Origin of the sequence: Kitasatospora sp. NPDC057940 (genome assembly GCF_042887425.1) — a bacterium.
In the GTDB taxonomy this organism is placed as follows: Bacteria; Actinomycetota; Actinomycetes; order Streptomycetales; family Streptomycetaceae; genus Kitasatospora.
In genome coordinates, this window is record NZ_JBHVPH010000008.1 from 1 (window position 1) to 23,929 (window position 23,929).

The following is a 23,929-nucleotide window of genomic DNA, read 5'->3' on the forward strand; positions in this document are numbered from 1 at the left end:
GGCGGCGACCAGTACGGTCGCCGCCCCGCCGCCGTTCCCGCCCCCGCTCCGCCCTCGATCGACCCGGGTGCACCCGGACGCGGGTGGGCCGGGGGCGGCGGCTATCTTGATGGGTCACGGACATCGGGAGGGAGTGGGCGATGGGGATGGGGATGGCTGGTCGGAGGGTGGCTGCCGCAGTGGCGGCCGGGGCGTTGGTGGGAGTGCTGGCCGGGTGCTCGGCGGGTTCTGCGGGGAGTTCCGCCGCGGGCTCGGACGCGGCCAAGGGCGCGGCGGGGACGGCGAGTGCGGTGGCGAGCGCGTCGGGTCCGGCGGGCGGTGAGAGCGGTGCAGGGGCTTCGGTCCCGGCGTCGGCTTCGGCGCCGGCGTCCGCGCCCGCTGCCGCGACGGGGGCGGGTGCGGCCTCGGCGTCGGCGGCCGGAGGCGGTGGGGCCGGGGCGTCCGCTCCGCCGGCCGGTGCGGCGACGCCCGGGGCGGACCTGGACGCGGTGCTGCTGGACGACAAGCTCGTCGGGCAGGTGCTGCCGGACGCGAAGGCGATGGCGGGCTGGGAGGAGGAGAAGCGCAAGGTCGACACCATCGACCACGCCACCACCTGCACCGCGTCGGTGCCGTGCACCGGCAAGCCGCTCAGCGGCTCCGTCCGGTTCTCCTCGGGGGACGTGGTCGCCCGCTTCATCGTCGAGACGCTGCCGAACCGCGACGCCGCCAAGGGCAAGCTCAAGGAGTCCTACGCCTCCTACGGGGCCGGGCCGTTCCGCAAGGTCGACTCCCCGGTGCTGGGCAGCGAGAGCCAGGCCTTCCAGGGCCAGCTGGGCGAGAGCGAGGGCATCGGCATCGTGCTGCGCTCGGGCACCGTCGTCGCCAGCGTGACCACCGAGGGCGGGCCGGCCGACGTGGCTGCCGCCCGGCGGTTCGGGGCGATGCTGGTCAAGCGGATCGAGCAGGCCCAGGCGGGCAGGACCCCGGACGCCGGGCTCGGACTGGCCTGACGGCCGCCGCGTACGCGGAGCGAAGCGAAGCCCCGGGCCGAGGAGGCGCCGGGGCCGTTTGCGCTCGGCATCGGACCGGACGGTGCCGGATCGGACTGCGTCGGAGCGGACGGCGCCGCCGCCCTCGACGTGCCCGCACCCCGTTCGACGTGTCCTCACCTCAGCCTTCGGTACCGGCCGTCCGCCCCGGTCGGCGGGCCGTGGGGCGGTCCCCGCGCGTGCCGGACCGGGACCGCCCCTGGGCTGGGCAAACGGATGTCGGTCGGCCGTGATATCTACTCATCTGGGGTGGCCGTCGTGCGGCCATGCGAAAGATGCCGATGATGTTCGAGGGGGCCACACATGCCGCTGTTCCGACGCCGCTCCGGCGAGGAGGCCGCGCAGGGCGGGGCGGGCTGGCGCGGGAGGGTGCGACGGGCCGTCGGGTCCGCGCCCGTGGTGGCCGTTGCGGCGCCGCGGCTGGATCCGGCGCTCGGGGACGAGTCGCTGCGCCTGATGCTCGCCCAGGCCGCCGCCGGTGACTGGGTGGCCCTGGGCCCCGCGCTGGCCGCCGTCGGGGACGGCGCCGACCTGACCGGGCGGGTCGGTGCGATCGCCGACGTGCCCCGGGTCGAGGAGTGGACGGCCCGGGCCCTCGCCGACCGGCCCGAGGACACGATGGCGCTGCTGCTGTCCGGCGCCCGGCACGTCACCTGGGCCTGGGAGGCCCGCACCGGCGCCCGGGCGAAGCACGTGTCCGAGCAGCAGTGGAAGGTGTTCCACGAGCGGCTGGACGCCGCCGAGGAGCAACTGCTGGAGGTCGCCGAGCGCGAGCCGTCCTGGCTCGCCCCCTGGTACTTCCTGCAGATCAGCGCCCGCGGCGCCTCGCTCCCGGCGGAGGTCGCGACCTGCCGCTTCGAGGCCGCCGTGCGCCGTGCTCCCGGGCATCCGGCCTCGCACCGCCAGCGCCTCCAGCAGCTGTGCGCCAAGTGGGGCGGCTCGCACGAGGAGATGCACGCCTTCGCCCGCGCCTCGATGCTCGCGGCGCCGGAGGGCAGCCAGCTCGGCGAGCTGGTCGTGCTGGCGCACCTGGAGCGCTGGCTGGACCTCCCGGACGGCGAGGACCGCGCCTACCTGGCCAGTGCGGAGGTGGTGGCCGACTTGCAGGAGGCGGCCTTCCGTTCCGTGCTGCACCCGGACTTCACGCCGGTCCGCGGCTGGCAGGGTTCCTTCAACGCCTTCGCGATGGCCTTCTCGCTGGCCGGCCAGCGCAAGACCGCGCGCCTGCTGTTCGAGGCCCTGGACGGCGCCGTCACCGAGTCGCCCTGGCACTTCCTGTCCGGTGATCCGCTCAAGGCGTTCGCCTCCCACCGGGACCGCTGCGCGTACTGACGCCCCGGCCCGCCCAGAACCTCCGTCACCCGCCCCGCGATCGAAAGAGCCCCCGGTGTCCCCATCCGAGAACCCGACGCCCGACAACGCGGCGAGCGCGCACACCTTCCAGGTGGACCTGCGCGGCCTGGTGGACCTGCTCTCCCACCACCTCTACTCCAGCCCGCGGGTGTACCTGCGCGAGCTGCTGCAGAACGCGGTGGACGCGATCTCCGCCCGCCGCGCCCTCGACCCGCAGGCGCCGGCCCGGATCGTCGTGCGCGCCGACGACGAGCTGAGCGTCACCGACACCGGCGTCGGCCTGACCGAGGCGGACGTCCACACCTTCCTCGCCACCATCGGCCGCAGTTCGAAGCGCGACGCCGACGGCCGGCTGGACGGCGCCGGGCTGGCCCGGGCCCGCGGCGACTTCATCGGCCAGTTCGGCATCGGCCTGCTGGCCTGCTTCGTGGTCGCCGACGAGATCACCGTGGTGACCCGCTCCGCCGCCACCCCGGACGCGCCGGTGATCGAGTGGCGCGGCGGCTCCGACGGCCGTTACACGATCCGCACCCTGCCCGCCGCGGCCAAGCCGGAGCCGGGCACCACCGTGACGCTGGTCCCGCGCGCCGACGCCGCCGAGTGGACGCGGTCGGGCCGTGTCCTCGCGCTGGCCCGGGACTTCGGCAGCCTGCTGCGCCACGACGTCACGGTGGTGGACGCGAACGGCACCGAGCACCGGGTGAACCGCACCCCGCCGTGGGCCGAGCGGCACGGCTCGCCGCTGGCCCGCCGCGACGCGCTGACCGAGTACTGCCGCGCCGCCTTCGACTTCACCCCGCTCGACACCATCGATCTGGACCTGCCGCTGGTCGGCCTGCGCGGCGTCGCCTACGTGCTGCCGGACGCGGCCCCGCCGTCCCGCCGTTCGGGCCACCGGGTGCACCTCAAGGGCATGCTGCTGTCCGACCAGGCCGCCGAACTGCTGCCGGACTGGGCGTTCTTCGTCCGCTGCGTGGTGGACACCGACGGCCTGCGCCCGACCGCCTCCCGCGAGGGCCTGTACGCGGACGAGACGCTGGCCGCCGTCCGCGACGCGCTGGGCGTCCGGATCCGCGACTGGCTGACCGGCCTGTCCGCGAGCGATCCGGCGCTGCTGCACCGCTTCCTGTCCGTGCACCACCTGGCCGTCAAGGAACTCGCCCGTTACGACGACGAGTTGCTGCGGATGATGCTGCCGTGGCTGCCGTTCGAGACCACCGACGGCAACGTCACCCTGGACGAGTTCACCCGCAGCCACCCGGTGGTGCTGGTGACCCGCACCGTCGAGGAGTTCCGCCAGGTCGCCCCGATCGCCGGCGCCGCCGGCCTCGGCGTGGTCAACGGCGGCTACACCTACGACCGCGACCTGGTGCACCGGCTGCCCGAGATCCGCCCCGGCGTCTCGGTCTCCGACCTCGACCCGGGCACCGTCACCGCGCACCTGGACACCGTCGACCCGGCCGCCGAGCTCGCCGCGAACGCCTTCCTCGCCGTCGCCCGCGAGGTGGTCGGCCGCTTCGACTGCGACGTCGCCCTGCGCAGCTTCCACCCGACCAACGCGCCCGCCCTGCTGCTGGACAACCGGGAGGCCCGGCACGAGCGCAGCCGCGCCCAGCTCGCCGAGGAGGCCGACGGCCTGTGGGCGGACATCCTGGGCTCGCTGCGCGCCGAGGCGCCCCGCGCCCAGCTGGTGCTCAACCACCTCAACCCGCTGGTGCGCCGCGCCGCGACGGTCACCGACCGCGAGCTGGCCGTCACCGCCGTCGAGGCGCTGTACGGGCAGGCCGTGCTGATGACCCGCCGCCCGCTCAAGGCCAGCGAGAGCGCCCTGCTCAACCGCTCCTTCATCAGCCTGCTCGACCACGCCATGCTCGGCCACGAGTCGGCCGGCCCGGACCGCACCGACCCGAAGGAGGCCTGATGCTGGACACCCCCGATGCGGTGATGGCCGCGCTGCGCGAGAACGACGCCCGCCCGTACGGCCGCCAGCGGACCGTCGCGGCCGAGGAACTCGTCGACGCCGCCGAGCAGTTCGACGACACCGGGGCGCGCTCGATGGCCCTGCTGGAGCTGATGGAGGCGTACGAGTACGACGGCGAGCGCAGCAAGAGCCCGGTCGTCTTCGCCCGCCTCCTCAAGCTGTGGGACGCCGACCCGGACGGCTTCGGCGAGTGGGCCCGCCAGCAGGTGTTCTGGCGCTTCAAGTGGGTGGCCGGCGCGCTCCTGGGCAACCCGGACGTGCCGCTGCCGGCCCTGCGGCGCTGGCACACCGAACTGCGCGACCGCTACCGGGCGGCCGGCTTCGACCTCCAGCCCTACTACGCCCAGCGCTACCACCTGGCCGCGCAGACCGGCAGCGGCCGCCAGGACGCCTACGAGCTGTGGACGGCCCGCCCGCGCTCCGAACTGAGCGACTGCCACGCCTGCGAGACCCGGGCGCGCGCCGAGCACTTCGTGGACGCCGGCGACGACGCCCGGGCGCTGGACGTCCTGCAGCCGGTCCTCGACGGCCGGAGCAGCTGCGAGCAGGAGCCCGCCCTCAGCCAGGCCGCCGCCCTGCTCCCGCTGCTGCGCCGGGGCCGGCTGGACGAGGCCCGCTCCAGCCACCTGACCGGCTACCGCGCCGCGCGCGGCAAGGCCTCGATGGCGCACGCCGTCGGCCGGCACGTCGAGTTCTGCGCGCTGTCCGGCAACGAGCCGCGCGGCCTGGAACTGCTCGCCGAGAACCGCGACCTGTTCGCGGTGGCCGGCGAGCCGTCCGCGCTGCTGTCCTTCCTCACCGGCGTCGAGGTGCTGCTCGCCGTCCTGGCCCGGGGCGGCCACGGCGGGCTCGCCGTCAGCGGCCCGCCCGGCACCTCCTGGACGGCGGACACCCTGCTCGCCCACGTGCGCGCCGAGGCCGACGCGCTCGCCGCCCGCTTCGACGCCCGCAACGGCACCGACGCGGTCGGCGCCGACCGGCGCGCCCGGCTGGCCCGCGAGCCGCTGCTGGCCGAGCCGCTGGCCCTCGGCGTGCGCGCCGCCGCCGCGCCCGAGCTGGCCGCCGCCCCGGCCCTCGCGCCCGCACCGCGCCGGGCCGTCGAGCCGGAGCCGGAGGACTTCACCGCCCTGGTGGTCCGGGCCCGCGAGCTGGAGCTCGTCGGCCACCCGGACGCCGACCGGCTCTGGCGGCGGATCGCCGAACGCGCCGCCGCCGACGGCTTCGCCCACCCCGAGGGCACCGCGGTCGGCAGCCCCGAGCGGCTGCGCGCCGAACTCGCCGAGCAGCGGGCCCACCAGGCGCTGGAGCGGGACGAGCACGCCGCCGGCCGGGCCGGGCTGCTGGCCGCCGCCGAGCTATTCGAGCAGGCCGGGCTGCCCGGCCAGGCCCTGATGGTCCGGGCCCGTGCGTTGATCGTGGAACTCGGCGACGTCGAGGGCGCGGTGGCCGACTGGTCGGCGCTGGACGAGGCGCTGCGCCGGGCCGAGGAGCTGCGGGCCGCCGGCGCGATGGCCGACGACGACCACCTGATCGTGTGGCAGGTCCGGGCCTACGCCGCGCACCACGACCTGGTCGAGGCGTTGCCCGAGCCGCCCGCCGAGGCCGTCGAGCGCTTCGAGGCGGCGGCCGGCGGCTACCACCGCACCGCCGTGGAGCTGGGCTCCGCCCGCCGCGCCGCCACCTCCCGCCAGTACCTGGCCGACGCGGCCGCCCGGCAGGGCCGGCTGGCCGAGGCCGGCGCCGAACTGCGCGAGGTGCTCGGTGAGTTGGACGCGGCCGAACTGCCCTGGCACACCCCGCGGGTGCTCGGCCTGCTGGGCCAGGTGCTGCTGCAGGGCGGCGAGTCCGCCGAGGCCGTCGAGGTGTTCCACCGGGCGCTCGCCGAGGCCGCCCGCTGGGGCGACGACTCCTACCCGTACGCGCCCACCTACCTGATGCTCGGCCACGCGGCCATGGGGGCCGACGACCGCGGCGGCGCGGTCCGGGCGCTCACCGAGGCGGCCGCGCGCTTCGACCGCAAGGGCCGGGAGGGGGCCGAGGACGCCGCCCGGGCCCGCCTCCAGCTGGCCGACGTGCTGCGCGCCGCCGACCGTACGGCCGACGCCGTCGCGGTGCTGGAGTCGGTGCTGCTGGACGCCGCCGCGTCGGAGCTGGACGTACGGATGCTCGCGCAGGCCCGGCTGGACCTCGCCCGGGGCCTCACCGAACTGGACGAGCACCGGGACGCCGCCGAGGAGTACCTGCGGCTGGCCGACGTCGTCGCCGGCTGGGAGGAGCAGGACACCCACACCATGGTCGCCTGCGAGGCGGCGCTGGCGCTGGCCCGGGCGGACCGCTGGGAGGCCGCGAAGGCCGCCCTCGACCGCGCCCTCGCGGCCCATGCCCAGGCCCCCCAGGTCGACCAACTGGCCGCGACGCTGCGCGAGTTCGCCCGGCTGACGATGCACGCCGAGGGTCCGGAGGGGCTGGCGTCGGCGCTGGCCCGGCTGGCCGAGGCGGACGCCGTCGGGGAGCACGCCGGGCAGGCCGGTCAGGAGCACAACCCCTGGTACCTGCGCGGCGGTTCGCACTACGAGCGGGCGCGCTGCCTGGCCATGGCCGAGCGCCACGAGGAGGCGCTGGCCGAGGTCGAGCGGGCGATCGCGGTCTACGAGGGCGGCGACGAGCGGGCCGGGACGTCCCGGGCCGAGGCCGTCCGGCTGGCCGCGCTGATCGAGGGCGCCGACCTCGGCCGCACCGGGGCGGCCGTCGCCAGGCTGACCGCGGGCATCGCCCGCTGCGAGGCCGCCGGGCTCCCGGAGGCGGCGCAGGTGCTGGCCGACCTGCGGGAGCGGTTCACGGCCGCGAACTGACCACGGCCGCGAACTGACCTGCCAGGGGCCCGGGGTGCGCAGATCCCCGGGCCCCTGGCGTCGGCCCGTCGGCCCGTCAGCCTGTCGGCCCGTGTCAGCAGGGGCCGTCGTCGCCCCAGACGCCCCACTGGCCGCTGGCGCTCGGCACCTCGTTCAGCGTCCACCACTTGGCGTGGTACTTGTGGCCGCCGTACGAGACCTTGCTGCCGCTGGTGTACGTGGTGTTCGCGCTCCACGCCGGGTCGGTGCAGGCCCCGGGGGTGGTCGGGGGAGTCGTCGGCGGCGTGGTGGGCGGGGTCGTCGGAGGCGTGGTCGGCGGGGTGGTGGGCGGCGTGGTGGGGGGCGTCGCCCCGGCGAACTTCACGGTGTACTTGGTGAAGTCCCAGTCGTTCTGCGCCACGCTGGAGCAGGAGCCGGACAGCCCCGGGTCCACCGGGCCCGTGCACTGCCGGTCCCGGTTGACCGACCAGTAGGTGTACCGGGCCAGGTTGTGCGCGGTGGCGAAGTCCAGCACGGCCTGGAAGTCCGCCTGCCGGAAGTACTCGGCGGCATCGGTGCGGCCGTTCATCATCGACACGCCCTCGTGGGCGTAGGCCGTCGCCTCGGACCAGCCGAAGGTGGTCTGGAGGATCTGGTTGAACTTCACCAGCGCGTCGGTCTGCGCGGCCGCGCCGTTGAACCCGCCGTCGAACGGCATGATCGAGTAGTTGTTCGGCGTGAAGCCCTGCGACTTGGCCTCGTTCAGCATCTGCGTGCCGAACCAGCCCGTCCCCGCGTTGGTCCCGGCGGTGGTGATCGAGATGTAGAGGCCGGGGTTGTTCTGCTGGAGGATCCGGGCGGCGCCGATCTCGTTGTGGATCGCCGCGGTGTTCTCGTACTCCGGCTCCTCCAGGTCGAAGTCGATCGCCTTCAACTGGTACTTGGTGATCACCTTCTGGTACCCGGCGGCGGTCGCCTCCGGCGTGCCGCAGACCTGGCCGAGCTTGGTGCCGCCGTACCCGCCGACCGACACCGAGACGTCCCCGCCCTTGCCGCGGATCGTCTGGATGACGCCGGGCATGGTGGTGTCGGTGTCGATCGAGGAGGTGCCGCCCCAGGACGGCGTACAACTGCTGCCCTGGGCCAGGATGAACGCCAGCTGGAAGGCCTTCTGTCCGGTGGCGTCCATCACCGCCGCGGCGTCCGGCGGGCTGTTGTCCTCGGGCATCAGGTAGGGCGCCGAGGCGTACCAGTTGCTGCCGAGGCCGGTCGTGGTGTCGGCGGCGGCGGAGCCGGTGTTCGCGAGCGCGGCGACGCCGCCGGCGACCAGGCCGAGCACCCCGGCCACGGCGGCGGCGACCCGGCGCGGGCGGCGGCGCGAGGTCCGAGGGGCGGGGTGTGGGGGAAGAACGCGTTCCATCGAGGGCCTTTCCAGGCGGGACGGCAGTGGGGGAGGGGCTGCTCACGCCGGAGGTGGGGGTGGCGCGCAGACCGAACGGGCCTCCGGCAGGGGGTAGTTGCCGAAGGCTGTCACTGGTATAGACCTGTCGAGGAAGGGCGGTCAACCCCGAAATGGTCAAGCCGGGGCACGGCGCCGGCGGTGGACCGGGTGCCGAACGGACTTCCCGTCAGGCGCGCGCCGCCACGCGGACCCCGGCCCTCGTTCCCTGCCCGGCGTCACCGGCTCCCTGCGCGGCGCCCACCGCTCCGTGTGCGGCGCTACCGGCTCCCTGCGCGGCGCCCACCGCCGCCAGCAGCCCGCCGACCGCCGGCGACCACGGCCGGCTGGTCGGCCCGGTGAGCGTGAGCGTGCGGTGGACGGCCGGCCGGATCGGGACGAGCACGCAGTCGACCGGGAGCATGGTCAGCGCCAGCGCGGGCATCACCGAGACCCCGACGCCCGCGTGCACCATGCCGATGAGCGTGTTGAGGTCGCGGATGCGGTGCCGGGGGGAGAAGCGGGTGCCGGCCCGGCGGAAGGCCTCGCGGATGTGGCGTTCGCAGCCGCCCTCGGAGAGCAGGAAGTCGTCGTCCTCCAGGTCGGCGACGTGGATGGCCTCCTGCCCGGCGAGCGGGTGGTCGCGGCGCAGCAACGCGTGCATGGAGTCGGCCCCGAGCGCGACCGCCCCGGGCGGGAGCGGCCCGGGGTCGACCAGGACGGCGGCGTCGACGGTGCCCGCCTCCAGCCAGGTGGCGAGCTCGTCGTCCTCGCCCTCGAAGACCCGGACGGTGACCTGCGGGTAGGCGGCCTTCCAGTCCCGGAGCAGCCCGGGCAGCAGCGCCTGGCAGACGGTGGTGGGCGCGGCGAGCCGCACGGTCCCGACGGGGCCGCCGGAGTGCCGGGTGGCGATGGCGCGCACGGCGGCGGCGGAGGCGACGGCGGTGCGGGCGTGCGGGAGGATCTGCTCGCCCAGGGGGGTGGGCCGGGCCGGGGTGCCGCGCAGCAGGACGGGCGCGCCGAGGGTCCGCTCCAGCGCGGCGACGGCGTGCGAGACGGCGGACTGGCTGATGCCCAGCTCGTCGGCGGCCGCGCCGAACCCGCCGGTGTCGGCGACCGCGACCAGGGCCCTCAGCTGGGCCAGGTTGACCTCCGAGGCCATGAGACTTCCTCATCCATCCGGCACTGCCACTTGTTGGACTCATGCTCTGCCGCCGGGCCACCCTCTGTCCAGACGGGACCCGAGGCGGGACTCCGGGCGGGACTCCGGGCGGGACCCGAAGCGGGACCCGAGACTGGACCCTGGACGGAACCCGACACGGAACCAACAGGACCAACGGGACGAAGATGGAGGTGGTCCGGGTGCGGCGCTGGTTGCCGGGCTTCGTGGCGCTGTCGGCGATCTGGGGCGCGAGCTTCGCTCTGATCAAGGTGGCGGTGGAGGCGGGGGTGCCGCCGCTGTGGGTGGCGCTGTGGCGCTGCGCCCTCGGGGCGGTCACGCTGTGGGCGATCCTCGTGCTGCGCCGCGAGCGCGTCCCCCGCGACCGAGCGCTCTGGGGGCACTCCGCCGTGGTCGCGGTGCTCCTCAACACCGTGCCGTTCACGCTGTTCTCGTTCGGCGAGACCCGGGTCAGCTCCGTCCTCGCCGGGGTGATGAACGCGACCACCCCGCTGTTCACCCTGCTGTTCGCCGTCCTCGTCGTCGCCGAGGAGCGTCGCCCCGGCGCCCGCCGGCTCTCCGGACTCGCCCTCGGCTTCGTCGGCGTGCTCACCGTGCTCGGGGTCTGGCGCGGCATCGGCTCCGGCGAGGCCGCCGGCGGCCTCGCCTGCCTGGCCGCCGCCTGCTGCTACGGCGCGGGCTTCACCTACCTGCGCCGCTTCCTCTCCGGCCGGCCGGAGTCGGTGGTCACCCTCTCGGCCGTCCAGATCGCCTGCGCCACCGCCGAGCTGGCCGTCATCGCGCCGTTCGCCGCGGGCGCCCCGCACTGGCCGGGGGCGGGCGCGGCCGGCGCCCTGCTGGTGCTGGGCGCGGTCGGCACCGGCCTCGCGTACCTGCTCAACCTCGGGCTGGTCCGCACGGCCGGCACCGCGGTGGCCTCCGCCGTCACCTACGTCATGCCGCTGTGGTCCACGGCCCTCGGCGCGGCCTTCCTCGCCGAGCCCGTCGGCTGGAACGCCCTGGCCGGGGGCGTCCTGGTGATCGCCGCCGTCGCCCTGACCCGCCCCCGGCCCGCACCCCGCCCGGTCGGCTCCGCCGCCTCCGCGCCCGACGCCCCGAGGCCTGGTCAGAGGGTTCGTTAGAGTGATCGGGTGAACGAGGAGGAGCAGCAGCCGACGGCCGTCTGGGCCGCGCTGCGGGCCCACCCGCTGCGCTTCCCCGTCACCCCGTGGGTGCCGCGCTGCTGGGCCTACCTGCTCGGCGGCGCGCTGCTCGGCCCGCTGCTGCTGGCCGCCCTGACGGTGCTGCTGGTGCTCGGTCTGGGCCTGTCCGTGGTCGGGGTCGGACTGCTGGTCCTCCTCGCCCTGGCCCTCGCGGGCATCCCCGTCGCCGCCCTCGAACGCCGACGGCTGCGGCTGGTCGAGCCGGTACCGCTGCCCGACCCGCACCGCCCGCTGCCCGGCGCCGGCCGCCGTGCCCGGCTGCGGACCCGCCTGCGCGAGCGCGCCACCTGGCGCGAACTGGCCCACACCGCGCTCACCGCCACGGCCCTCGCCGCCGCCGCGCTCGGCTTCGGCGCCGCGCTGCTGTTCTCCGGCGCCCTGGTCGCCTCCCCGGTGATCGTCTGGGCGCTGGCTCCCGAGACCGTCATGATCATTCCCGGCCGGGCGGTGCCCGGGCCGCTCGCCGCCCTGCCGTTCAGCGCCGCCGGGCTCGCCGGACTCCTCCTCTGCGCCTACGCCGGGGCCCTGCTGACCGCCGCCCAGGTGGCCCTCGCCCGTCTCCTGCTCGGGCCCCGCGAGGAGGACACCGGCCGACAGGTCCTCGAACTCACCCGCTCCCGGGCCCGGCTCGCCGACGCCTTCGAAGCCGAACGCCGCCGCATCGAACGCGACCTGCACGACGGCGCCCAACAGCAGCTCGTCGCCCTCAGCATGACCCTCGGCCTCGCCGACCACGCGCTGCGCGACGGCAGCGCCGAGTCCGGCGACCGGGCCACCGCCCTGGTCGCCCGGGCCCGCGGCGAAGCCCGGCAGGCCCTGGAACAGCTGCGCGGCCTGGTCCGCGGCATCCACCCCCAGGTGCTCACCGACCACGGCCTCGCCGCCGCCGTCGCCGAGGTCGCGCTGCGCCACCCCATCCCGGTCCGGTCCGACTTCGACCTCCCCGGCCGGCTGCCCGCCCCCGTCGAGACCACCGCCTACTTCACCGTCACCGAAGCGCTCACCAACGCCGCCAAGCACAGCGGCGCCGCCGGCATCACCGTCAGCGGGCGCGTCGCCGACGGCCGGCTGGTGCTCCAGGTGACCGACGACGGCCGTGGCGGGGCGGACCCGGCCGCCGGGGCCGGACTGCGCGGACTCGCCGACCGGGTGGCACTCCTGAAAGGACGGCTCATGGTGACCAGCCCGACGGGCGGCCCGACCACGCTGCGGCTGGAGGTCCCGTGCTCCGGATCGTGATCGCCGAGGACGCCGTCCTGCTGCGCGCCGGACTCGTCGAACTCCTCACCCTCGGCGGCCACCGGGTGACCGCCGCCGTCGGCGACGCCCGTGCCCTCGCCGCCGCCGTCGACACCGAACGGCCCGACGCCGTCGTCACCGACGTCCGGATGCCGCCCGACTTCTCCGACGAGGGCCTGCGCGCCGCCCTCGACCTGCGCGAACGCCACCCGGGCCTGCCCGTCCTGGTGCTCTCCCAGTACGTCGCCACCCCGTACGCGACCCGTCTGCTCGCCGCCGCCGGCGCCCAACCCGCCGGCCTCGGCTACCTCCTGAAGGACCGCGTCGGCGACGTCGCCGACTTCCTCGACGCCCTGCGCCGGGTCGTCGCCGGCGAGACCGTCATCGACCCCGACGTGGTCCGCGTCCTGCTGCGCCAGCAGTCCGCCGACCGCCCCCTCGCCCGCCTGACCCCCCGCGAACGCGAAGTCCTCGCCCTCATGGCCGAGGGCCTCAACAACCAGGCCATCGCCACCCGGCTCACCATCACCGAGGCCTCGGTGGTCAAGCACTGCGGCAACATCTTCATGAAGCTCGACCTCGACCCCACCGAAGGCAACCGCCGCGTCCTCGCCGTCCTGGCCCACCTCCGGGAGGCGTAGGGCGCGCTCTGCACCGGGCGGGGAGTCAGCGCAGACCGAGACAGGGCAGCCAGGCCCGTGAGGCGCCGTGGCCCGCGGTGAGCAGGGCGCACAGCGGGCCGGCCGCGCCCCCGAGCAGGCCCATCCCCTCCGCGCCCAGGGCCTCCACCTCGGGCAGGCGGGCCCTCAGATGGGCGAGCAGACGGGCCTTCAGCGCGGCCGCGGCGGGCAGGCCGGCGTGGTGGGCGAAGGCGTCGGCCACGGCCAGCACGCCCGAGGCGCCGTGGCACAGGGCCAGCAGGTCGCTCGGGCGGTCGCCGAAGAGGTGGAACCGCTCGTCGTACCGTTCGGCGAGCGTGCCGAAGGCCGCTGCGGCCCAGGCGGCCGCCTCCCGGTCGCCCGTCGCGTCGGCCGCGTCCCACAGCGCCCAGGACACTCCGGGGGTGCCGTAGCACCAGGCCTGGCGGGCGCGCGCTCCGGCGGGCGGCGGGCCGTCGAGCCCGGCGCCGTCCCAGGTGCGGATGGAGCGGGCGTCGTCGAAGGACTGCCGCCTCAGCCACCCGGTCGCGCGGCGCAGGGCGGGGGTCAGGTCGGGGTGCGGTCCGAGGTGGCGTACGGCTGCGGTGAGTGCGACGACGACTCCCGCGGCGCCGTGGCCCGTGCCGGTGTTGATCCGGCCGTCGAGCCAGCCGAGGTACGGGTGGCCGGCGTACTGCCCCGTCCGCAGCCGGGGCAGCTCGTCGGCGTCGCACAACCGGGCCAGGTGCTCGGCGTACGGGCCGAGTTGGGCCGGTGTCGGGCGGGTGCCCGTGCTCAGGGCGAGCAGGGTGCCGGAGGGGCCGACGATGAGGTCGTAGTCCGGGAAGGCGACCTGCTCGCAGCGCCAGTCGAGGGCCGGCGCGGTGCGGACCAGGTGGTCGCGGAGCCGGTCGGCGGCCCGGTGCAGGTCCGGGTGGACCAGGGCCCCCAGCCGCAGGCCCGCCAGCGTTCCGGCCAGCCCGCCGTCGTACAGCCCGCAGTGGCCCGGCCCCTGGCCGGCGGTGCGGGCCCACACCGCCACGGCGCGGGCCGCGGACCGTTCGGCCTCCGGCCCTCCGGCGGCGTGCAGCAGGGCGGCCAGGACGGGGACGCCCGGATCGGAGGGGTGCTCGGCGACCGCCGGGCTCTCGCGCGGCCGGGCGGACCAGACGTCGAGGAGCCGGGCGGCGAGTCCGGTGACGGCGGTGCCGGCGGTGTCGGTGTTCTCGGCGTTCTCGGTGTGCTGCGGCACGGTGGCTCCTCGGGAACGACGGGTCGGCACTCCGCCCGGCCTGGAGGGGCCGGGCGGAGCGCCGGTGGTGGCGGCCGTCAGGGGCCGCTGTCCGGGTGGCCGTCCGAGGGCGTGCCCTCGGACGGCCTGACGGGAGATCAGCAGAACACGCCGCTACAGAGCAGCACCGTGTCGCAGATCAGGACGGTGCAGACGCCGCTGCAGCCGCCGCTGCTGGCCTCGGGGGTCGGCAGGGTGGTCTCGGTGATGCGCGCGTCCAGGTCGCCGATGAGGGCGTCGAGGTCGGTGAGCGCCGTGATGTCGGGCATGGTTGTCCTCCTTCAGGAGCGGTGATGGGTGGAGACCGCCCCGGTGGCCCGCCCGCGAGGGGCGGGCGCACCGGGGACGTCGGGTTCGCCGCGCAGTGCGGCGGCGGCGGGCTCCGCGAGTTCCTCGGCGCCCTGGTCGAACGGAAGTCTGAGCAGCAGTTGGGCGGCGACGGCGGCGCCGCTGTGCACGGGGTCGCGGAGCAGCAGGCCGCCCGGGTCGGGGAGCATCTCCTCGACCAGCAGGTCCGCACCGGGGTGGCGCGCGCAGATCCGCTCCAGCAGGGCGACGGCGGTCAGCGCCGCGAAGTCCACGGGCACCGGTTTCGGCTGGGGCACGGCCCGGACGAACGCGAAGCGCGGCAGTCCGGCGCTGCGCCCGAGGGCGGCGAGGGCGCGCACCTTGGTCAGGTCGCCGTCGCCGGGCCGCCACAGCTGGGCCTGCGGCACGCGCCAGACCGCGGGGCTGATGACCAGGGCGCCGCCGCCGACGGTCACCCGGGGCAGCCGGTCCGTGTCGGGGAAGGCCTCGGCCAGGCCGTCCAGGCGGATCAGGCGCGAGCCCGCCGGGTGGCCGGCGGCCAGCAGCAGCCGGACCAGGACGTCGTACGGGGGCAGGGGCGTACGGGTGGCGTGGTGGACGGGCAGCAGCCGGCACCCGTCGGCCTCGGCGATGATCCGCGGGCCGACCCGTCGCAGGGTGATGCGCTCCAGCGGCAGGTAGCGGGCCGTCAGGCCGTCCGCTCCCTGGTACGGCAGGGGATCGGGATCGCCCGTCCACCAGCCGGTGAGGACCGGCCGCCGTACGGCGTTGGCGGCGCGTCCGGCCAGCGGCGGCACCAGCAGTTCGACGAAGCGGGCCCCGGACAGCCGCTCGACGGAGGCGAGGAAGGCCCGGTAGCTCCGGAGGTTGTCGTAGCCGCCGTGCAGGGTGTGGAGCGCGTCGGCGAACCGGGCGTCCAGCACGCCCGCCGGTGAGGCGGTCTCCAGTACCGCGACCGGACCGGGGCCCGGCAGCGGACGCAGCAGGCAGTCCAGGGGCCAGGGCGGCAGCGCGGTCGTGGCCGGGGGCGCCCCGAGGGTGTCCAGCAGGTCGTCGTCCAGGTCCACCGGTCCGCTGCCGGCCCGGGCGGACAGGTGGGCCAGCAGCCCGGCGTAGCCGGAGCCGGGGGTCCCGGCGGGGTGCCAGCCGGTGTACCGGCGCGGGGGCGGAGGCGGCGGCGGGCAGCTGCCGTCGGGCAGGTGGCGCGCGAGGATCTCGCCGAGCGGGCACGGCCGTTCGGTGAGTTCCGCGAGCTCGGCCGGCAGCCGGTGCGGGTCCGGCCCCGCGAGCCGGTCGGCTTCCCGCAGCCAGGCCACGCGGGCGGCGGTGCCGAGGCCCTGCTGCACCTGGCGGGCGGCCGCTCCGGAGACGGCCGAGGCCGTGGCGCGGTAGGAGTCGGTGAACCACGGCCGGGAGTCGTCGGCGGGGGCGGCGGAGCCGGTGGTGCGGAGCGCCGACGCGGGTGCGGGTGCGGGTATGGGCGAGGGTATGGGCCCGGATATGGGTGCGGGTGCGGCGGAATCGGCGCTCGGTGCGGGTGCCGGAGGGGGCACCGGTTGCGGAAGGGTGCCGCGCGCGCGGACGTCCTCGGCGGCGAGCCAGCCCGTGGTGCGGCGGCGCGGGGCCGCGCAGGCCTGGAGCACGCCGAGTCCGAGCAGGTGCGCGAGGAAGCCGCGCAGCACCGCGGGAGCGGAAACCGCCGTCCCGGCCGCCGCTGCGCCGGTCGCCGCCGTGCCCAGCAGAGCCGCTTCGAGGTCGCCCAACGGGCGGGGGCCGCCGGCCAGTCGAGCCAGCACGTGATCGAGGGGGAGGGAGCGCCGCAGGTCGACCTGCCGCAACCGGCCCCGGTCGTGCGGGTCGGTCACCCAGCAGCGCAGGACACCGGTGCCCGGTGCGGCGCCCGCCGGCTGGGGGAAGTGCAGCGGAGCCAGGGCCAGCACCGTGGCCGGGTCCGCCGCCCGCAGGTCGAGGGCGCCGAGCCGGGCCCGCACCCCGTGGACGTTCTCCACGGCCTGGGCCGCCACCTCGCCGAGGACGGCGCCGGGCGGGACGAGCCGCAGCAGGGCGCCGTCGGCCGCGCCGCCGTGACCGTCACCGTTCGCGTCACCGTTCCCGCCGCCGTTCGCGTCCGCCGGGGTGACCGGCAGCAGGGTGACCTGGCCGACCCAGCCGCGCGGGGTGGTCTTCGCCGCGGCCCGACCGAGCGCCCGCCACACGTACGCCGCCCGTTTGCGCAGCCGCTTCCCGCTCCAGGACTCGCCCGCGGCCAGCCGGCCGGCCACGTCCGCGGCCGCTCCGGGTTCCACCTCGTCCAGGAAGGCCCGCATGACGGGCGACGCGCACACCAGGGACCAGCCCAGGGCGCCCACGCGTTCGCGCTCGGCCGCCACCGCGGCCTCCAGCCGCCGCAGGGCGACGGTCGCCGACTCGGCTTCGCCGGACAGCCGTGCGGCGTCCGCGGCGAGGCCGGCGGCGGCGGGCAGTCGCCCCAGCAGCCCGCAGTCGGCCGGGCCCGGTGCGGCGCCGGAGTGCAGCCGACGGCGCACGGCCAGTACGGCGCGGCGGTCGGCGGCGGTGAGGGCGGGGTGCGGCACGACCACGCTGCCCAACTGCTCGGCCAGTCGGCGGGCGTGCTCCGCCCGCCGTTCGTCCCGCCGGGCGTGGTCGGCGACCTGTGCGAACAGCTCCGGGTTGCCCGCCGCCGCCCACGCCGCCAACGGCATGCCGGCCACGCGGAGCAGTGCCGCGGCGCCCAGTTCCCGGTCCTCGTCCACGTCAGGACCTCCCGTCACCGGTGAGCGCGTGGGTCAGCAGGCTCTGCCGGGCCAGGGAGAACCGCCCCCGGTTCCAGTGGAAGACGACGTAGTGGGCGGCGGCGCGGCGCGGGCCGATCACCGCTTCACCGGACTCGAAGTAGCCGGTGCGCCAGCGCTCGGCGGCCCGGCGCACGGCGTCCCCGTGCACCTCGACCGCCGCCCGCCGTCGCGGCGGCAGCGGAGCGAGCAGGCTCCGTCCGCCGGCCCGCCAGGCCGCGAGGATGCCCGCGGCGGCGCGCCGGGTGTCCTCGTCGGGCTCGGTGCCCAGCCTGCGGCCGGCGTCGTCCTGGAGCACCTGCCAGACCCCGCGGTGCTCCCAGCCGACGATGCCGAGGCCGTCGAGGAGTTCGCCGAGGAGGTAGAGGGACAACCGCCAGTCCGCGACCGCCTCCGACCGGCCCGCTGCCGCGACGGTGTCGTGGTGATCGAGCCAGGCCAGGGAGTCCACCGTGAACAGGTCGTGGACGTGCCGCATCGATCGCGGGCCGCCGAAGAGGTAGGTCTCCGGCTCGTACCGCCCGCACAGCGGCGGTTGCGGCTGTCCGTCCACCGCGCGGAAGCGGCGCGTCAGTTCCTCGCGCAGTGCCCCGACCTCGGACCGGCCCGCCTCGAACCGGACCCGCAGCCCGGGCGGTTTGTGCATGAAGAAGAAGGAGCGCGCCGCGCCGGCGGAGATCAGGTCGCGGGCCGTGTCCGCGACGGCGCGGTACGTCCGGTGCCAAGTGGCCGGGCCCGGCGCGAGGTTGATCTGCACCCAGCCGTCCTCGGGCCTGTCGTCGCGCAGCGCGGACAGGCCGGCCGTCAGGAACGCGCGGCGCGCGGCCTCGTACTCGGGGCCCGCGGAATCGACCGGTACCGTTCCCCACGGAATGTCGCGAGCGTCCCGGAGGCAGTCGGCCAGCAATCGTTCGACCTCCACCATGGTGCCCACCTCCTCGTGATTTCGGCTCTACTCCTGGGTTTCCACCATTCGGTCGGATTGAAAAACGGAAGGCAAATATTCATATGATGAAAAAGGGTGCGCCCGCTGCGCGTAAGGGACTTCGCGCGCTGAAGGCGCATCCTGCGGGCGGATTCCGAAGCCTTCGCCCCCCCTGACTCGATGATCGCCCCTCTGCTGGTGAGTTGGTGTCACTTCTGCTCGAACTCCCATTGAGCAAAACGGCGTTGGCGAGCCCAAAAGTGTCAGGAGAGCTCGGCTGGAGCGCCGGTGACGGACCGGGCGGGGTCGAGCAGATGGGCGAGGCGGTGGGCGGAGGCGGTCCAGGACCAGTGGGTGGCGGCCCAGTCGCGGCCGGCGGCGCCCATCCGGGCGCGGTCCGCCGGCGGGGCGAGGAGGATGCGGGTGAGGGCGGCGGCCACGTCGGCCGGGTCGCGCCCGTCGACGACGGTGCCGGTGACGCCGTCGAGGACGGTGTCGGGGGCGCCGCCGGAGCGGCCGACGACGACGGGCAGGGCGGCGGCGGCCGCTTCGAGGTAGACGATGCCGAGGCCTTCGGCTTCGAGGCCGGCCCGGCGGGTGCGGCACGGCATGGCGAAGACGTCGGCCTCGGCGTAGTGGGCGGCGGTGGCCGCGTGGTCGAGCCCGCCGGCGAATTCGACGCTGCCGGGCTCGGTGCACCGGTGGGCGAGCGCGCGCAGGCGGTCCTCGTACGGGCCCTGGCCGACGAGGACGAGGACGGCGCCGGGGACGGCCCGGCGGATCGCCGGCAGGGCCCGGATCAGGACGTCCTGCCCCTTGCGCGGGACGAGCCGGGCGACGCAGAGGATCACCGGCCCGGTGCGGGCCCGCGGGGCGCCCTCGGCGCCGGGCCGGAAGCTGTCCGGGTCCACGCCGGGGACGAGGCGCGCCAGCCGGGCGTCCGGGCCGAGGGCGGGGGCGATCCGGGCGCGGGTGTACTCGCCGAGGTAGGTGACGACGTCGACGCTGCGGCCTATCCGGCGCAGCAGGCGGCGGGCGCCGGGGGTGCGGGCCCACCAGATCTCGTGGCCGTGGGTGGTGGCGACGGTGCGGCGGATGCCGTCGGCCTGGCGGAGCAGGCCGGGAGTCATCGCGGCGAGCGGGGCGGCGGCGCCGAACCAGACCCGGTCGCAGCCGTGGGCGCGGGCGATCTCGGCGGCGCGGCGGGTGGCCCGGGCGGTGGGCAGCAGGGTGCGGGCCCGGTCGCGGATCACCGGGAAGGGGAGAGCGGCGTCGTGCCGATCGGCGCCCGGTTCGGCGGAGGTGTAGACCACGACGTCGGAGTGGGGCAGCCGGGTGGCCAGGGCGTGGACGAAGGTTTCGATGCCGCCTTGGCGGGGCGGGAAGTCGTTGGTGACGATGAGTGTGCTGCCCATGGGCGGGTGGGACCTCGGTTCGGTGTCGGAGAAGGGGCCGGAGAGGCGGCCGGGGAAGGGATCGGAGAAGGGCTCGGAGCGGGGAAAGCGGCGGAGGCGGGGAGGGCCGTGGGCGGGAGCACCCGGGCGAGCAGGACGAGGAGGACCGGCAGCGCGAGGTAGCCGAACCGCCCGGCGGGAGCGAGCAGGAAGGCCAGGGCGAGTCCGAGGGCGAGTCGGTCGGAGGCGGCCGCCGGGTGCCGGGGCGGGTGGGTGAGCAGGGAGACCGCGAGGGCGGCTGCGGCGAGCAGCAGCAGGCCGACGGCCGCGTACCAGCCGGGCGGGCCGAGGTCGGCGAGCAGCCGTCCGGGCAGCGGGCTGGCGGCGGGGGTGGGCAGGTCGCCGCGGCCGGTGGGGAAGGCGAACACCTGGTGGAGCATCGGCCCGGGTGAGCGCAGGGCGCCGGGCAGGACGAGCAGGGCCGTGCCGCCCACCGCGACGGCGGCGGCGCGCAGGGCCGGGCGCCGTCCGGCGGTGGCGGCGAGCAGTGCGGTGACCACGGCGACGGCCGGCCACGCCGTCCACTTGAGCGAGCAGGCGGCGGCGAGGGCCAGTCCGGCGAGGGCGGGGCGCCGGCGGGCGGCGAGGGTGAGGGCGAGCCAGCAGAGGCCGGTCATCGGCAGGTCGACGCCGCTGACGCAGAGCGGCAGCGCGACGACGGGCGAGGCGGTCAGCGCGGCGAGGGCGGTCCGCGGGTCGAGGGGCGGGGTGGTGGGCGCGGCGAGGGCGGTCCGCCGCCCGGCGGGCGCGGAGCGCAGCAGGCAGGCGAGGAACGCGGCCGCGCACCAGAGCCGCGCGTCGCCCGCAACCCGGGCGAACGGCAGACCACCGAGTGACAGGCCGCCGAGCGGCAGCCCGTCGAGCAGGGCCCGGGGCAGCCCGAGGAGCGCCATCCCGGGCAGGTACGGGGTGTACTCGGCCACCGTCCGGGGCTCGGCGAGGTACGGCGTCCCGGTGTGCAGCAGCAGGGCCCCGGAGCGTTCGATCACTCCGACCTCGCTCTGCCCCCGGCCGGTCAGCACGAGGGCGAGCAGCGGTACGGCGACGGCCCCGGTGAGTGCGAGGGCGATGGACAGCGGCCGGCCCCGGCGCGTCGGCAGGAGGGTGGCGAGCGCCGCGAGCAGGTAGCCGACGGCGGCGCAGGTGCCCCAGGTGCGGTGCGGGCCGAGGCCGGAGAGCAGCGGGAAGGCCCCGGCCCATCCGGCCGCGAGGAGCCATCCGCCGCACCACGCGGCGGTGTGTCGCCGGTCTGGGGAGTCGTGCCGATTCATCACCCGTTCATTGCATCGCCGCAGGTCAGCCTGGTCATCACGGTCAGGTCGAGTCCTCTGGTCGGGTTTCCCCTACCATCCGTCGGAGCCGTCGCCCGGTGGGCTTCGCATCCGATCTGACGTTCGGTGTTCGTCGGATTACGGAAAGTGCCCGCGCTCCCGCTATCGTGTCGGCGTGGTGAGGTCGTGGGATGCGGCAGTGGAGCGGGCGCAGGACCGGCTGGCGGCGGGGCCGCGGCTGCGGGCGGTCGCCGAGGGGGACGAACGGCGTTTCGCCCTCTGGGACTTGGCGTCCCTGGTGGAGGGCGAGCTGGGGGAGCTGGTGGCCCCGGACGAGCTGACGCCGGAGGCCGAGCGCCGGTGGCGCGAGCGGCTGGGGGAGAGCGGCCGGGAGTGGCCCGGCGGCGAGCTGTACCGGCGCCGCTACTGGGTGCTGGACGAGGACGGCGCCGCGGCCGGCACGGTGGCGGTGGACAACTGGACCAAGGGGCCCGGCCAACTCGCCGTCTCCTCCCTCTACTTGATTCCGAAGGCGCGCGGCCGTGGGCTGGCCGCCGGGGCGCTGGACGAGGTGTACGCGGCGGCCGCCGCGGAGGGCCTGCCCGGCTTCCGGCTGGAGGCGCACTGGACCTGGCAGCACGCCGTCCGCTACTACCTGCGCCGCGGCCTCTGGGTGGTCGGCTGGAAGCGTTCGCTGGCCCTGGCCCGGATGCCGCAGCTCCCGCCGTACCGGGTGTGCGAGGAGGGCGACTGGCTGCACCTGCTGGTCGCGGACCGGGGGTGGGGCTGGGTGCCGATGCTCGCCGCCGGCTGCGAGGGCCGCTGGCTGCGGCTGGACGAGACGCCCGACTACCGGGCGGCCGACGGCTGGGTGCACGAGTACGCGCGCTCGACCCTGGCGCTGCACCTGGCGCTCGCGGGCCGGCCGCTGGTGCGCGGCCCGCAGTGGTGGGCGGAGGCGTGGCGGTGGTCGGACGCCGGGGAGCCGGAGGGCCTGGCCTACAAGATCGAGCACTTCGAGCAGCTGGCCCTGGCGGCGGGCCGCCAGGTGGTCAGCCCGTACCACCCGGCGGTGGCGACCTCTGAAACCCCGACCCCGCCCCCGGCGCCGAGGGCGGAGGCCCCGGTGGCGGCGGCGCCGGGGCTGGCAGACTCGGGGGATGGCTGAGATCGAGATCGACGGCGCGCCGGCCGACCCGGCGCGGCTGGCCGCACTGGGGCTGCTGAACTACGGGCACTTCACCACCCTGCGCGCCGAGGCGGGCCGGGTCCGGGGCCTGGCGCTGCACCTGGACCGGCTGGTCCGGGACTGCCGGGTGCTGTTCGCCGCCGAGTTGGACCGGGCGGCGGTGCGGGAGCGGATCCGCGCGGTGCTGCCCGCCGACGGCGCGCCGGTGATCGTCCGGGTGACGGTGTACGACCCGGAGCTCGGCCTGGAGCGCCCCGGCGCCCCGGCGGTGCCCCGGCTGCTGCTGACCACCCGCCCGGCGGCGGTGGCGGCGCCGGGCCCGCTGCGGGTGCGCACGGTCGGGTACCGGCGGGAGCTGCCGGAGGTGAAGCACGTCGGCCTGTTCGGCCTGGTCCACCACCGCAGGCGGGCCCAACTCGACGGCTACGACGACGTGTTGCTGGTGGATCCGGACGGCGGCGGGGTGGTCGAGGGCGCCACCTGGAACGTCGGTTTCCTCGACGGCCGCCGACTGGTCTGGCCGGACGGCCCGAGCCTGCCCGGGGTGACCGCCGCGCTGCTGGCCGACGCGTACGGCGGGCCGCAGTCGCGCGAGCGGGTGGACGCCTCCGGGCTGGGCCGCTTCACGGCGGCGTTCGCGGTGAACGCGGGCGTCGGCGTCCGGCCGCTGGCCGCGGTCGACGGTACGGCCTTCGACCCGGCGCACCCCGTGCTCGCCGAACTCGCCGCCGCCTACGGGGAGATCGCCGCCGACGCGGTGTGAGCCCGCCCGGCGCCGGCCCGCAGCCCCCCGGAGGGGGGTGGGGATATCCCCACCCCCGGTCCGCCAGCGGCCTCCATGGTTCGCCGGCCTGGCCTTTTCTAACGTGGAACCCGTCGACGACCACCGACGATCCCCGAGGGAAGGCCCACCCATGGCACGCCGCCACGACCGCCCATCGACCGAGCCGTACGCCGCCGGCCCGTACGCGACGGGGGCGCACGGCAGCGGCCCGTACCCCGAGCAGGGCGCCCGCCCGGCGATCGAGCTGCGCGGGGTGCGCCGCACCTACGGCCGCGGCAGCGAGACCGTGTACGCGCTGCGCGGGATCGACCTGGCGCTGGCCCGGGGCAGCTTCACCGCCGTGATGGGCCCGTCCGGCTCCGGCAAGTCGACCTTCCTGCAGTGCGCGGCGGGCCTGGACAAGCCCGACCAGGGGGAGATCCGCCTCGGCGGCGAGGACATCACCCGGCTGAGCGAGGACCGGCTCACCAAGCTGCGCCGCAGCCGGATCGGCTTCATCTTCCAGTCCTTCAACCTGCTGCCCTCGCTGACGGTGGAGCAGAACGTGCTGCTCCCGCAGCGGCTGGCGGGCGAGCGCCAGGACCGCGCCCGGGCCCGGGAGCTGCTGGCCCAGGTCGGCCTCGGCGAGCACGCCAAGCGGCGGCCCGGCCAGCTCTCCGGCGGCCAGCAGCAGCGGGTGGCGATCGCCCGCGCGCTGATCACCGACCCGGACGTGGTGTTCGCCGACGAGCCGACCGGCGCGCTGGACACCCGTACCGCGCACGAGGTGCTGGGCCTGCTGCGGCGCGCCGTGGACGACCTGGGCGCGACGGTGGTCATGGTGACCCACGACCCGGTGGCGGCCTCGTTCGCCGACCGGGCGCTGTTCCTGGCCGGCGGCGCGCTCGTCGACGAGCTGTACCACCCGCAGGCGCAGGCCGTCGCCGACCGGATGGTCTCGCTCACCGCCCGCCCGGTGGGGGTCGCGGCGTGAACGGGTGGCGTGGACCGATCGACGAGT

The 23,929-nt window shown here is 76.4% G+C and carries 18 protein-coding genes; 10 read left to right on the top strand and 8 right to left on the bottom strand.

The window, feature by feature from the left end; genetic code table 11:
* Positions 1-488 precede the first annotated feature (488 nt).
* The 4 genes from ACFVTF_RS15090 (at position 489) to ACFVTF_RS15105 (ending at position 7,217) form a co-directional block, all read left to right on the top strand.
* On the top strand, positions 489-992 hold the full coding sequence (locus ACFVTF_RS15090) for a hypothetical protein (RefSeq protein WP_387813721.1): 504 nt from the start codon (positions 489-491) through the stop codon (positions 990-992).
* Between the two features lie 342 nt (positions 993-1,334).
* The gene (locus ACFVTF_RS15095) at positions 1,335-2,363 is read left to right on the top strand and encodes a hypothetical protein (RefSeq protein WP_387813723.1); all 1,029 of its coding nucleotides are present in this window, start codon (positions 1,335-1,337) and stop codon (positions 2,361-2,363) included.
* A gap of 55 nt (positions 2,364-2,418) precedes the next feature.
* Positions 2,419-4,305 carry an HSP90 family protein gene (locus tag ACFVTF_RS15100; protein WP_387813725.1) on the top strand — a complete coding sequence of 629 codons (1,887 nt, stop codon included), beginning with the start codon at positions 2,419-2,421 and terminating at the stop codon, positions 4,303-4,305.
* On the top strand, positions 4,305-7,217 hold the full coding sequence (locus ACFVTF_RS15105; protein WP_387813727.1) for a hypothetical protein: 2,913 nt from the start codon (positions 4,305-4,307) through the stop codon (positions 7,215-7,217). Before ACFVTF_RS15100 ends, ACFVTF_RS15105 begins: the two co-directional genes overlap by 1 nt.
* Positions 7,218-7,311: 94 nt before the next feature.
* Here ACFVTF_RS15105 and ACFVTF_RS15110 read toward each other — a convergent pair whose 3' ends face one another.
* Positions 7,312-8,616, bottom strand: a complete 1,305-nt coding sequence (locus ACFVTF_RS15110) for a carbohydrate-binding protein (RefSeq protein WP_387813729.1) — start codon at positions 8,614-8,616, stop codon at positions 7,312-7,314.
* Between the two features lie 208 nt (positions 8,617-8,824).
* Complete coding sequence (locus tag ACFVTF_RS15115; RefSeq protein WP_387813731.1) at positions 8,825-9,796, bottom strand: LysR family transcriptional regulator; 972 nt, start codon at positions 9,794-9,796, stop codon at positions 8,825-8,827.
* A 200-nt stretch (positions 9,797-9,996) separates the two neighbouring features.
* Here ACFVTF_RS15115 and ACFVTF_RS15120 point away from each other — a divergent pair, with 200 nt between their 5' ends.
* Genes ACFVTF_RS15120 through ACFVTF_RS15130 form a run of 3 tightly spaced genes read left to right on the top strand, consistent with a single transcriptional unit; the run spans position 9,997 to position 12,896 of the window.
* Positions 9,997-10,935: a DMT family transporter gene (locus ACFVTF_RS15120; protein WP_387813733.1), complete on the top strand. Its 939-nt coding sequence runs from the start codon at positions 9,997-9,999 to the stop codon at positions 10,933-10,935.
* Between the two features lie 9 nt (positions 10,936-10,944).
* Positions 10,945-12,255 carry a sensor domain-containing protein gene (locus ACFVTF_RS15125; RefSeq protein WP_387813735.1) on the top strand — a complete coding sequence of 437 codons (1,311 nt, stop codon included), beginning with the start codon at positions 10,945-10,947 and terminating at the stop codon, positions 12,253-12,255.
* Positions 12,240-12,896, top strand: a complete 657-nt coding sequence (locus ACFVTF_RS15130; RefSeq protein ID WP_371519959.1) for a LuxR C-terminal-related transcriptional regulator — start codon at positions 12,240-12,242, stop codon at positions 12,894-12,896. The genes ACFVTF_RS15125 and ACFVTF_RS15130 overlap by 16 nt, the downstream gene beginning before the upstream one ends.
* Positions 12,897-12,921: 25 nt before the next feature.
* Here ACFVTF_RS15130 and ACFVTF_RS15135 read toward each other — a convergent pair whose 3' ends face one another.
* The 6 genes from ACFVTF_RS15135 to ACFVTF_RS15160 all read right to left on the bottom strand — a co-directional run bounded on the left by ACFVTF_RS15135 (position 12,922) and on the right by ACFVTF_RS15160 (position 20,956).
* Complete coding sequence (locus ACFVTF_RS15135; protein ID WP_387813738.1) at positions 12,922-14,145, bottom strand: lanthionine synthetase LanC family protein; 1,224 nt, start codon at positions 14,143-14,145, stop codon at positions 12,922-12,924.
* Positions 14,146-14,282: 137 nt separating this feature from the next.
* On the bottom strand, positions 14,283-14,453 hold the full coding sequence (locus tag ACFVTF_RS15140) for a hypothetical protein (RefSeq protein WP_363588297.1): 171 nt from the start codon (positions 14,451-14,453) through the stop codon (positions 14,283-14,285).
* 12 nt (positions 14,454-14,465) lie between these two features.
* Positions 14,466-17,267 (bottom strand): lantibiotic dehydratase, encoded by a 2,802-nt coding sequence (locus ACFVTF_RS15145; RefSeq protein WP_387813740.1) that lies wholly within the window; start codon positions 17,265-17,267, stop codon positions 14,466-14,468.
* A gap of 1 nt (position 17,268) precedes the next feature.
* Entirely contained in the window at positions 17,269-18,231 is a 963-nt protein-coding gene (locus tag ACFVTF_RS15150; protein WP_387813743.1) for a thiopeptide-type bacteriocin biosynthesis protein, read from the bottom strand.
* 263 nt (positions 18,232-18,494) lie between these two features.
* Positions 18,495-19,595 carry a glycosyltransferase family 4 protein gene (locus tag ACFVTF_RS15155; RefSeq protein ID WP_387814116.1) on the bottom strand — a complete coding sequence of 367 codons (1,101 nt, stop codon included), beginning with the start codon at positions 19,593-19,595 and terminating at the stop codon, positions 18,495-18,497.
* Positions 19,481-20,956, bottom strand: a complete 1,476-nt coding sequence (locus ACFVTF_RS15160; protein ID WP_387813745.1) for a glycosyltransferase 87 family protein — start codon at positions 20,954-20,956, stop codon at positions 19,481-19,483. The genes ACFVTF_RS15155 and ACFVTF_RS15160 overlap by 115 nt, the downstream gene beginning before the upstream one ends.
* Before the next feature lie 175 nt (positions 20,957-21,131).
* Here ACFVTF_RS15160 and ACFVTF_RS15165 point away from each other — a divergent pair, with 175 nt between their 5' ends.
* From ACFVTF_RS15165 to ACFVTF_RS15175, 3 genes are all read left to right on the top strand, one after another.
* On the top strand, positions 21,132-22,124 hold the full coding sequence (locus tag ACFVTF_RS15165) for a GNAT family N-acetyltransferase (protein WP_387813747.1): 993 nt from the start codon (positions 21,132-21,134) through the stop codon (positions 22,122-22,124).
* Positions 22,117-22,908 carry an aminotransferase class IV gene (locus tag ACFVTF_RS15170; RefSeq protein ID WP_387813749.1) on the top strand — a complete coding sequence of 264 codons (792 nt, stop codon included), beginning with the start codon at positions 22,117-22,119 and terminating at the stop codon, positions 22,906-22,908. The genes ACFVTF_RS15165 and ACFVTF_RS15170 overlap by 8 nt, the downstream gene beginning before the upstream one ends.
* A 151-nt stretch (positions 22,909-23,059) precedes the next feature.
* A complete protein-coding gene (locus ACFVTF_RS15175; RefSeq protein WP_387813752.1) occupies positions 23,060-23,902 on the top strand; it encodes an ABC transporter ATP-binding protein in 843 nt (280 codons plus the stop codon).
* Positions 23,903-23,929 lie beyond the last annotated feature (27 nt).